This window comes from Dietzia sp. DQ11-71 (genome assembly GCF_014144995.1).
GTDB classification, from domain to species: Bacteria; Actinomycetota; Actinomycetes; order Mycobacteriales; family Mycobacteriaceae; genus Dietzia; species Dietzia kunjamensis.
On record NZ_JAALDT010000049.1, the window covers coordinates 1 to 10,648 of the forward strand.

Genomic DNA, 10,648 nt, shown 5'->3' on the forward strand with positions numbered 1-10,648 from the left:
GTCAGCTCGAGGCGGTGGGGGAGTGCGACCGGGTCTATATCGAGAAACAGTCGGCTCGCTCGCGTGCCGATCGGGTGAAGCTCGAAGAGTGCATCAGGTACCTGCGAGATGGTGACGAGCTGGTGGTTGCGTCGATGGACCGACTCGCTCGTTCCCTGGTCGATCTCAAGCAGATCGTCGGCGAGATCACCGCCAAGGGTGCGAGCGTGGAGTTCATCCACGAGAGGGCTACGTACGCCGCCGGCGCCCAGGATCCACGAGCAGATTTGATGCTCTCACTACTCGGGGCGTTCGCCGAGTTCGAGCGGGCCATCATTCGCGAACGCCAGGCTGAGGGCATCGCCATCGCCAAGGCGAAGGGCAAGTACAAGGGGCGCAAGCGCGTCCTGACCGAGGAGCAGATCGACAAGGCCCGGGCCCGCATCGAGGCGGGGGAGGGGCCGTCGGCGATCGCCCGCGATCTGGGAGTCGGACGGTCCACGCTGTACCGCGCCCTCCAACGACATGCGACGTAGATGAGGAAGGGGGAGCGACATGGATGGGTGGTCTCCAGTGGGCGGCAAGGGGCGCATCGCAGCGTTGCTCGAGACCGGGACCGTGGGCGCTGTCCGAGATCTCTTTCCCTACGGGGTGCGGATCCTGTGTCCGATCACGCTCCATACGGGCCGCGACGTGGCCGGGTGGAGCTCATGGCATGAGGTCGCTGAGCGTGTAGGTGCGCAGTATCCGCCCCGCCGTGGATTGACATCGATGATCGACAGCGCCAACACCCCGGAGCTGGCGATAGGTGTGGATCGCCTGGTCGGGTGTAGCGCTGGCCCTGCCATCGAGATCGCGCAGCGCTACTGCAGCACCGCGTCTGTCCTGCAGTGGAAAGCCGCGATCTGGACAGTGAACGGCGATCCAATCGGAACATCCGACGCCGCACGCACTATCACAATCGTCGATGACGGCGACTATGGCAGCTCCTACGACTACCAGCTGGTATCAGCTTCCACGGCGGCTCTCATGGACCCGTTCCTCCACCCCGAACCATCATTCCTGTGGTCCGACGACGAGACACTGTTCCTCGAGATTCAACCCGAGACAGGATGGATTGAGGTCTACTCGACTAGGCCGGATCTGGTCGAGGAGGTGCGAAGCGACACCCAGTGGGAAGTAGTCCCGCTGACCCGCGACCTCCCGCAGTCGTAGCAATAGCGCCTCCCGCGAATCTTGCTCGCGGTAGGCACTGCAGCACGACACCGGACCGCCAGCCAGTACTGGCAGAAACCCGCCACCGAGCGCCGGGAGCTGATGCACGGTTAGGTGACAGGGTTAGTCACGCGGTCTGAAGGGCCTCGTCGGTCATGATGGTCTCGAATTCAATGGGGGCCAGTCTGCCGAGGCGGTCCTGCCGTCTACGACGGACCCGGCCATCAGGTTGGTCGCAGTCGGCTGATGGGTGGTTACACCTGGCGCCCGGCGTCTTCGGCCCGCAGGATCGCCGGCAGAATTACGTGTGGCTCGGGGATCATCCCGGGTGTGACGCGGTGCCGGAACACCCAGTAGCTCCATGCCTGGTAACAGAGGATCACAGGCAGCGCCACGACCGTGATGACGGTCAACACGCCGAGGGTATACGTACTGTGCGCCGCGGACTGCACCGTGATGTCGAAGGCACTGTCGATTGTGGACGGCAGCAGAACCGGGAACATGGCCAGGAAGATCGCGGCCAGCCCGAACAGGCCGGTGCCGGCATAGCCGGTAAACGCGAGCCCTTCCCGGCCCGCGCGTGCCTGAGCCCATCCGACGCCACCGGAGACCACGGCGAGAAGGGCGACCGTCCACCCCGCCGGTCCGGCACCGTGCTCGAATTGCACCATCGCAATCCAGACGAGCAGCGGCAGCAGGCAGAGGGGAGCCCACCGGACGGCGAAACCGGATGCGCGCCGCCGCACTGGGCCGTCGGCCTTGAGCGCCAGGAACGTGGCGGAGTGGGCCAGGGCAAATCCCACCACGGCGAGGCCACCGACGAGGGCGGGCCACGAGAGCCAGGCAAAGGGACCGCCGACGCGGTCGCCGTTGCCGTCGATAGGCAGTCCGATCGAGGTGAGCGCGAGCAGCGCGCCGATGAAGAACGCGACGGCCGCGGAACCGAGGCCGATCATGTACGTCCAGAACGTCGCCCAGACCCTTGTGCCGACCTTGCCCCGGTACTCGATACCGACGGCCCGCAGGATGAGTCCGAGCAACGCGAGGGTCAGCGGCACGTAGAGGGCGGACAGTAGCGCGGCGTACCAGGGCGAGAACGCGGCGAAGAGGGCAGCGACGGCGGTGATGAGCCACACCTCGTTGCCGTCCCAGACGGGGCCGATGGTGTTGAGCATGACGCGGCGGTCGCGTTCGCTGCGGGTCGAGAAGATCATGTGCATGCCCACGCCCAGATCGAATCCCTCGAGCAGGAGGTACCCGGTCCACAGGAGGGCGATGGCGACAAACCAGATGATTGCAAGGGGTTCCATGGTTGTTCCTCGTCTCGTGGTCAGTAGGCAAACGACAGCACGTCGTCGTGCTCGCCGTCCGGGTCGTCGACGTCGTCGTCGTCCTGACCAACGAGTTCGGGCATCGCACTGGCGACTCCACCGCGCGTATACCGCACCAGCAGGTACACCTCGACGACCAGCAGAACCCCGTAGACGGAGCCCAGGGAGATGAGGGAGAACAGCAGCTCCCCGGCGGTCACACCGGGAGATACGGCGGCCTGGGTGTACATGTACACGGAGTCGGCTCCGGTCACGGCGGGGTTCGGGGCCACGACGAACGGCTGTCGGCCCATCTCGGTGAAGATCCATCCGGCGATGTTCGCGGCGAACGGTGCGAGGATTCCGGCGAGCGCGAGTCGCATGAGCCCGCGGGATCCGGGGACGGTGCCGCGCCGGGTGAGCCACAGGGCAACCGCTCCGGCGGCGGCGACTATCCCGCCGAGGCCGATCATGAGGCGAAAGCCCCAGTAGGTCACCCACATGACGGGGACGTACTCGATCTGCGCGCCCGCCCGGTCGCCGTACAGGGCGTCGTCCGGAATCGTCTCGCCGTAACGGTCCACGTACTCGGGTTCGAGGTCGCGAATACCCGGCATGTCGACGCCCCACTCCCCGGTGGCGAGGAAGCCGAGAACGCCGGGGACCTCGATGAGAGTGGTGACGTCGCGGCAGTCCGTGGATCCCGGGTTGCCCAGCGAGAGCACCGAGAAGGAGGAGCCGGAGTGGCAGGCGGCCTCGGCGGCAGCCATCTTCATGGGCTGCTGCTCGTACATGAGTTTGCCCTGGATGTCGCCGGTGACGACTGTGCCGAGGAACCCCACCATGGCGACTATCGCGCCGAATCGCAGGGACCAGATCCAGACGCCGTGGTCGGTGCGGTCGCGTCCTGGTATGTCCTGGGCCTGCCCCACGATCACGTGCCCGCGCTCGTCGACGGTGTCGATCCCGTCATGCCGGCGGCGCCACAGGTGGTACCAGGCGATCCCGAGCAGGAACATCCCTCCCACCACGAGCGCACCAAAGACGGCGTGGGTGAACGCTGCCAGTGCGGTGTTGTTGGTGAGCACGGCCCACACGTCAGTCATGACCGGCCGGCCGTCCTCGCCGAGCTCGACGCCCACGGGGTGCTGCATCCACGAGTTGGCGACGATGATGAAGTACGCCGAGACCCAGGATCCGATCACCGCGCACCACAGGGCCGCGAGGTGCACGCCCTTGCGCAGCCTGCCCCAGCCGAAGATCCAGATACCGAGGAAGGTCGATTCGAGGAAGAAGGCGAGCAGACCCTCGAGCGCGAGCGGGGCACCGAACACGTCCCCGACGAACCGGGAGTACTCGCTCCAGGCCATTCCGAACTGGAACTCCTGGACCAGGCCCGTGGCCACGCCGAGGATGAAGTTGATGAGGTAGAGCTTTCCCCAGAATTTGGTCATCCGGAGAAATTTCTCCTGGCCGCTGCGCACCCAGGCGGTGTGCATCACGGCAACCATCGCCCCGAGTCCGATAGTGAGCGGGACCATGAGGAAGTGGTAGACGGTCGTGATGCCGAACTGCCAGCGTGCGATCTCGACAACGTCCATAGGACGCCAACCCCTTTCACCGGATCGGGTGTCGTGTTCACCCGCCATCGGCATTCTACATAGCGTAGAAATATTTCTACCGAGAGTCGAATTTCTTTCGCCACTGATAGAATCCGGCTACAAAGCAGGAGGAGAGGATCACCGTGGCGACCCTGGGCGAGTTGGAGCGTGCCGTTATGGACGTAATCTGGGACCACAGTGGGCCGGTGACGGCGTACGACGTCAAGGGCGTGCTCGACAGCTCCCGGGAGCGCCCACCCGCCGTGACCACCCTGCTCACGGTCTTGAGCCGCCTTGCACGCAAAGGTCTGGTCGTCTCGGATCGCACCGCGCGCCCCCACCGCTACCGCGCTGTGGCCTCGCGGGAGGAGTACACCGCGGAACTCATGCACGAAGTCCTTGGAGACTCCCGGGACCGGCACGCGGTACTTGCACGGTTCGTCGGCGGGGTCTCCAACGATGAGGCGGCGGCGTTACGCACGCTACTGAAGGGAAACGGCTGATCCCCCAGTCGGCGATGTCCACCGGCGCCGTGGGGCTCCTGTTGGCCGGGGTCGCCCTGGCCCTGGCCTGGCCGGTGCCGGTTCTGTTGGCTCGCGCGCGCTGGCCGATGCACGCCCCGGCCCGCGCGCTCCTTCTCTGGCAGGCCATCGGCCTGGCCGGCGGGGTCTCGATGATCGGGGCACTCGCGCTGATCGGCCGCGCGGTCGCGCCGGAGCATCCCCTGGCCGCGGTCGTCCCCGCAATCCTGCTGGGCTGTTATCTTCTCGCTCACCTCGGTGCGACCGTCGTCCAGGTCACGCGGCAACGGCGCCGACATCTGACGCTGCTCCAACTACTCACAGCGCCCCACCCGACCCGCGCGCGAACGCGCGTGATCGACGAGGCCGCACCGGTGGCATATTGCATCCCCCGTGGCGCCGGTTCCGTCACGGTGCTCTCCCAGGGGCTGCTCGACAACCTGGATCCCGACGAGCTCGCGGCCGTGATCGCCCACGAACGCGCGCACGTGGAGCAGCGGCACGACATCTTGCAGCTGGCATTCCGGGCCTGGCGGTCAGCGTTACCGGGGCTGCCCACCGCGGTCCTCGCGGAGACGGAGGTCGCCGCGATGGTGGAGATGTTGGCCGACGACCAAGCTCGCCGCGAAGTACGCGACGAGGTGGTGGCCCGCGCGATCCTGCGGGTCGGTGCCGCCGACGGTAGCGGTGAGACCGACAGCGTCGGCGACGACGACCGCAGCGGGAGCAGCAGGAACGAGCGCGGCTGCGGTCACCAGGCCTCCTGCCGCGGCGGCCGCATGAGCGATCGACTCCGCCGTCTCGGCGCGCCGGCCCCCGGCCATGAGTGAACGATGCGGATCTGACGGCTCGCTCCGGCTCGTTCAGCTGAGTCGGACCACCTGGTCCTCGGGCCGCCGGTCATCGTGGCGGTGCGAGACCAGGATCACCACCTTGTCATCGGCGGCGGTGCGGAGGTCGCTCATCATGGCGTCGGCTGTCGGCGCGTCTAGGTGCGCAGTCGGCTCGTCGAGCAGGAGGACGTCGGCGCGAGTGAGCAGTGCCCGTGCCACCGCCAATCGTTGACGCTCCCCTCCTGATAGGGCCCGACCGCCGGCCCCGACCCGGGTGTCCAGACCGTCGGGGAGCGCGTCGAGCAGAACGGTCAAACCGACCCGCTCGAGAACCCGCCGCAGTGCGGCGTCATCGGGGGCCTGGGCGGCCGGCCTGGATAGGAGGAGATTGCCGCGCAGGGTGGAGTCAAAGACGTAGGCGTCCTGCGGGCACCAGGCCACGCGGGATCGCCATTCCTTTTCGGCGAACGTCGTGATCGGAGAGGTCTCGGCCCGGATCGTGCCGCCACTGAGGGGCAGTGCCCCCATCACGGCGGATAGCAGCGTGGACTTTCCCGATCCGGACGGCCCGTCGAGGAACAACCAGCACCCCGTGCGCGCGACAGCATCCACCTCCGCCACGGCCGGTCGCGCAGTGTGCGGATACCGAGCAGTAACCTTCTCCAGCGTCACCGAATTCACGGGGCCGTTCGGCGCGCCAACGCCCCATGCGGTCTGCGGGAAGGGGCCCAGTACGGAGCCGAGGCTCTGCAGCAGTGATCGCACGGACGGCACTCGGTGCACTGCCGAGACCCACGCGGCGAGAGACTCACCCAGCGCCAGGCACAGGAGGGCAATCACACTGGCTCGTTCTGCACCCACCGACGGATCGGACACTGCCACGAGCACCGCTAGGAGGCCCGTGCCTGCTGTCACCGCCGCCGTTCCGAGCCCTGTGCCGCGGGTGGCGCGCCGTTCGGCGGCGGCCTGTTTCCGGTTCAGCTCGTCGAGTTGGTCGACCGCCGCCGCTGCCACTCCATTACCGCGTAGGTCCGCCGCTGCCGCGTTCAATGAGGCCGACCCCCGTATCAGGTGGGACCGACCAGCAACCCTGGCCACATCGCCCCCACGTTCGACCGTTGCCACTAGGACTGCGCCGAGGGCCATGGTCGCGCTCAGGCTCACCCCCACCTGCACAGTGAACTCGGGGGTGACCAACCAGGTGGTGAGTGTGGCTCCCAGCAGTACGGCGACTCCGGAGATCACGGGCGTAACGACTCTCGGGAGTTGGTCCCGCAGTTCATCGGCCTGGGTCACGAGGTAGTCCAGGGGCGCCCCACCCTCGAGCAGCCGCCGGGATCCGGTTCCTCGTGCTGCGATCGCTCGCCAGAGCCGCAGCCGAAGGTCATCGATGGTTCGAAAGGCGGCGTGATGGGTGAGTAATTGTTCGGCGTATGTGGCCACCGAGCGTCCGATCCCAAACGCTCGAACTCCGACGATCGCCACCAGGAGATACATGATGTACTCCTCGACGCTCGATCGGACGATCAACCATCCCGACAGCGCGGTGAGCGCCAAGCCCAGCGAGGTGGCGAGCACCGAGATGCCTATCGCCCCCGCCCAGAGCCTGCCGTGGGCACCAATCAGCGCACCGAGTGACAGACGCTGGGCGCCGCCTGTCTCGTCCGACACCTGCTCGTCCGCCCCCGCGCAGACTCCCTGTTCTGGTCCCCGCCCGTAACGACCCTGATCGGCATTCCCGTCCACAGCGGGGACCGGGGAGGCGCCGAGATCACCGTCCCGAGCGGCCTCGGTGAGCGCGGATGCGTCATCGTCTGCGCGGCCGGCCTGCCCAGAGATCCGAATAGTGCTCGTGGCGAGATCAAGTGTCATCGGTTCGTGGCTCGCCAGCACGATCGTGGCACGCTCGGCCCGGCGCACGATCGCGTCCCTGACCAGCTCAGCGGCATGGTGGTCAAGGTGGGCAGTCGGCTCGTCGAGCACCAGCAGGCGGGCGCCGGCGTCCACGCGGGCCAGTGCGCGCGCCACAGACAGGCGTCGGAGTTCCCCCGGGCTGAGTTCGGCGGCAGCCGACTCGGCGACCCGGGATAGTCCGACCTCGGCCAGAGCGGCCGCGGGATCCGCGCCATACAACGCGAGTTCCGCGCGTGGGGTGGCACCGAATACTCGCGGCGACTGGGGTGACCACCCCACGAGGTCAGCCTCGATTCCAGTGACTCGACCATGCACTATCGCATCGACCGGCAGCGCCCCGACCAGCGCCGAGAGGAACGTGGACTTACCGGCTCCACTGGCCCCGGTCACGGCGACAATGCCGCTCAGCTCTGCGTCGAGACCAGTCAATGCCGCGGCCCCGCGACCGGAATAGCGAACCTCGAGCCCTGCGACGCGGACCGTGGCCCCGTGGGCTTCTCGCAGGTCAGTCCCGGGTGCTACCTCGAGATGTTCGCGCACTCGGTGCAGAGCCGCGAGGCCATCCTGTGACGCATGGAATGCCACCCCGACCCGGCGAAACACGGTAAAGCACTCTGGCGCGAGCAGCAGCGCGAGCAGTGCGGGCTGTAGGTCCATCGACCCGCCAAGCAAGCGGAGACCCAAGAAGACCGCTACTACCGCCACAGAGATCGTCGCGATGAGCTCAAGTGCCAGGGCGGACAGGAACGCCCACCTCAGCGTCTCCTGCGTGCGGCGCCCGTAAATCCGCTGGATGGTGTCCAGCGAGTCCGTCTGCTCCTCGACGCGGCCGAGCCCGACCAGCACTGGCAGTCCGCGGGCCAGTTCGGCCAGATGGTCAGACAGCCTGGCCAGAGCACGCAACGCCGCATCTGTGCGTTGACCGGTGTGGCGGCCGATCAGGACCATGAACAGTGGCACCAGCGGGATCGTCACTACAATCGCCAGTGCACTGACCCAGTCGGCGGCGAGGATGCGTACCAGCAGTAGCGGGGGCACCACGATCGCCGCGACTATGGCCGGCACGGATTGCAGGTAGTACTCGTCCAGATCGTCTAAGCCATCCGTGGCGAGCACCGCGGTCCCGCCCCGGGGATCGTGCGCTTGCACCATGTGGCGCCACAGCCGACCCCGCAGGTTCTGCTTGACGGCGATGGCGACCCTGCGTGCACTCGTCTCGGTCGCCCATTCGGCAGCGGCCCGCAGCAGCACACCACTCATACCGAGTACCAGGATCGCCCGCACCGACCCGGTCGAGAGGGTGCCGACCGCCAGTCCCGCGATCCCTCGCGCGACAGCCTCCGCCACCAGCACCAGGCCCAGTGCCCGCAGGGCTGCCAACAGCCCCAGCGCCACGAGGGAGGATCTCGGTGCGGGCCCGAGGTCCGGGCGCGTGGAAATCCGCTGCACAGTCCGCTCGGCCTCGAGCATCCAGGGATCGATCCCCTGGGCGGGCCGCGTGGTCGACCTGCGCATCACCATCCACACACGTCCTCACAGGGGGTTCACCGCAATTGATCATCGACTCCGCCGTGTAATTCTACATTCCGTAGAAGTACGCGCTGGGACCAGGTCGGCGAACACCGGGTCATCGATGGCATCGACGCCAAGGCCGAGCAGTGGATCCTAAAGGGAGACCCTCCATCCGCTGTACTTATATACCTTGGGGGGTACATTGCGGGGTGGCAGAACTGCCACAGCTGCTACGAAAGGCTTCCAACATGAGCACTCACCATGCAATTCTGATCATCGGTGGAGGCAACGCGGGAATCAGCCTGGCCGCCCGACTGCGCCACGCGGGACAGGAGGACGTCGGTCTCATCGAGCCCAGCGATACTCACTACTACCAGCCATTGTGGACCCTGGTCGGCGGTGGATGTGCTCCACAGGAGGAATCTAAACGCTCGGAGTCCTCCGTGATCCCTCAGGGTGTTGCGTGGATCAAAGACGCAGCCGTCGATATTGATCCGGAGGCACAAACAGTGCTATTAGGATCCGGAGGTAGGGTTACCTATGACTACCTAGTCGTCTGCCCAGGTATTCAGCTTGATTGGAATAAGGTGCCCGGTATGGCCGAGGCTGTCTCGTCGCCGTCTGCGTCGAGCAACTACGTCTACGATCTCGCCCCGAAGACCTGGAATCTGATCAAGTCCACCCGGTCTGGGACGGCTATATTCACCCAACCTTCTGGCCCCATCAAGTGCGCAGGGGCCCCTCAGAAGATTGCGTACCTTGCGGCTGATTATTGGCGGAAGAAGGGGGTACTTGACGACATCCGTGTCGTGTTGGTCCTTCCAACTCCAGGAATGTTTGGGGTACCAGTGTTCGCCGAGGAGCTTGAGCGCGTAGTCGCCGAATATGGGATCGAAGTCCGCAAGAACAGTGAGATGGTCTCGGTAGATCCTGAGACGAATACGGCGACCATCGCGGATAATTCTGCTGAGACCCAAGAGGATCTCCACTACACGATGCTACATATGGTGCCTCCCCAGTCGGCGCCAGATTGGCTCAAAGCCACGAAGCTCGCCGATCCTGAGGATCCCGGCGGGTACGTTGAAGTCGATATGAACACGCTTCAGCACACGCGTTACCCCAATGTCTTTGCTTTGGGGGACGCCGGGTCTTCCCCAAACTCCAAGACTGGCGCCGCGATCCGCAAGCAGGCCCCGGTGGTGGCTAAGAACCTTCTCGCTGCCATGAAAGGCTTCCCGGTTGCTGAACAATACGGGGGCTACTCCTCATGTCCACTCACCACTGCACGAAACAAGATGCTTCTAGCAGAGTTCGACTACACCATGGAACCGGTCCCCAGTATTCCGATTATCGACACCACGCGTGAGCGTCGAGACATGTGGTACCTCAAGCGCTACGGGCTGCCCACTATGTATTGGAACCTCATCCTCAAGGGCCGCGCATAGCCGAGCCGGTGGTTGGTGCACTCGCGGCCGAAGAGATTATGGGATTCAGCTCGCGCTTCTCGCGATTCACTGGTGCGACACATTTGCGCGATGCACTGACAGAGGTGGAGCGTTGATCGGCCCGTGCCTAGGTGCGTCGCAGTAGAGGATCGTCAAACGAGACTTCGCTCAAGGCTTCTGTCCAGTCCTGACAGACAGGCTCCGCGGCCCTCACGAGGGGCGAGTTTTCGTTGCAGGGGCCGCGAGGAACGTTCGCGCGACGATTCGCCTACTCGCCCGGCCTAGGAGACTGCTGAACAAGGCGCTATTGGGGTTGGC

8 protein-coding genes are annotated in these 10,648 nt (G+C 65.8%); 5 read left to right on the plus strand and 3 right to left on the minus strand.

Going from position 1 to position 10,648, the window contains the following annotated elements; translation table 11 throughout:
• Window positions 1-515 (plus strand): recombinase family protein (locus G6023_RS01945; RefSeq protein ID WP_182633940.1); only part of this gene is annotated, 515 nt, incomplete at its 5' end.
• Between the two features lie 235 nt (window positions 516-750).
• Window positions 751-1,194 carry a hypothetical protein gene (locus G6023_RS01950; protein ID WP_119192334.1) on the plus strand — a complete coding sequence of 148 codons (444 nt, stop codon included), beginning with the start codon at window positions 751-753 and terminating at the stop codon, window positions 1,192-1,194.
• Window positions 1,195-1,448: 254 nt separating this feature from the next.
• On the opposite strand, the gene cydB is transcribed toward G6023_RS01950, so the two are convergent.
• Window positions 1,449-2,504, minus strand: a complete 1,056-nt coding sequence (gene cydB, locus G6023_RS01955; RefSeq protein ID WP_069388425.1) for a cytochrome d ubiquinol oxidase subunit II — start codon at window positions 2,502-2,504, stop codon at window positions 1,449-1,451.
• A 20-nt stretch (window positions 2,505-2,524) separates the two neighbouring features.
• The gene (locus tag G6023_RS01960; RefSeq protein WP_096907664.1) at window positions 2,525-4,105 is read right to left on the minus strand and encodes a cytochrome ubiquinol oxidase subunit I; all 1,581 of its coding nucleotides are present in this window, start codon (window positions 4,103-4,105) and stop codon (window positions 2,525-2,527) included.
• Between the two features lie 143 nt (window positions 4,106-4,248).
• On the opposite strand from G6023_RS01960, the gene G6023_RS01965 reads away from it, so the two are divergent.
• Complete coding sequence (locus tag G6023_RS01965) at window positions 4,249-4,608, plus strand: BlaI/MecI/CopY family transcriptional regulator (protein ID WP_070719688.1); 360 nt, start codon at window positions 4,249-4,251, stop codon at window positions 4,606-4,608.
• A 14-nt stretch (window positions 4,609-4,622) separates the two neighbouring features.
• Entirely contained in the window at window positions 4,623-5,456 is an 834-nt protein-coding gene (locus tag G6023_RS01970) for a M56 family metallopeptidase (protein WP_182633941.1), read from the plus strand.
• 33 nt (window positions 5,457-5,489) lie between these two features.
• On the opposite strand, the gene cydC is transcribed toward G6023_RS01970, so the two are convergent.
• On the minus strand, window positions 5,490-8,894 hold the full coding sequence (gene cydC / locus G6023_RS01975) for a thiol reductant ABC exporter subunit CydC (protein WP_182633942.1): 3,405 nt from the start codon (window positions 8,892-8,894) through the stop codon (window positions 5,490-5,492).
• A 239-nt stretch (window positions 8,895-9,133) separates the two neighbouring features.
• Here cydC and G6023_RS01980 point away from each other — a divergent pair, with 239 nt between their 5' ends.
• The gene (locus G6023_RS01980; RefSeq protein ID WP_107749161.1) at window positions 9,134-10,330 is read left to right on the plus strand and encodes an NAD(P)/FAD-dependent oxidoreductase; all 1,197 of its coding nucleotides are present in this window, start codon (window positions 9,134-9,136) and stop codon (window positions 10,328-10,330) included.
• Window positions 10,331-10,648 lie beyond the last annotated feature (318 nt).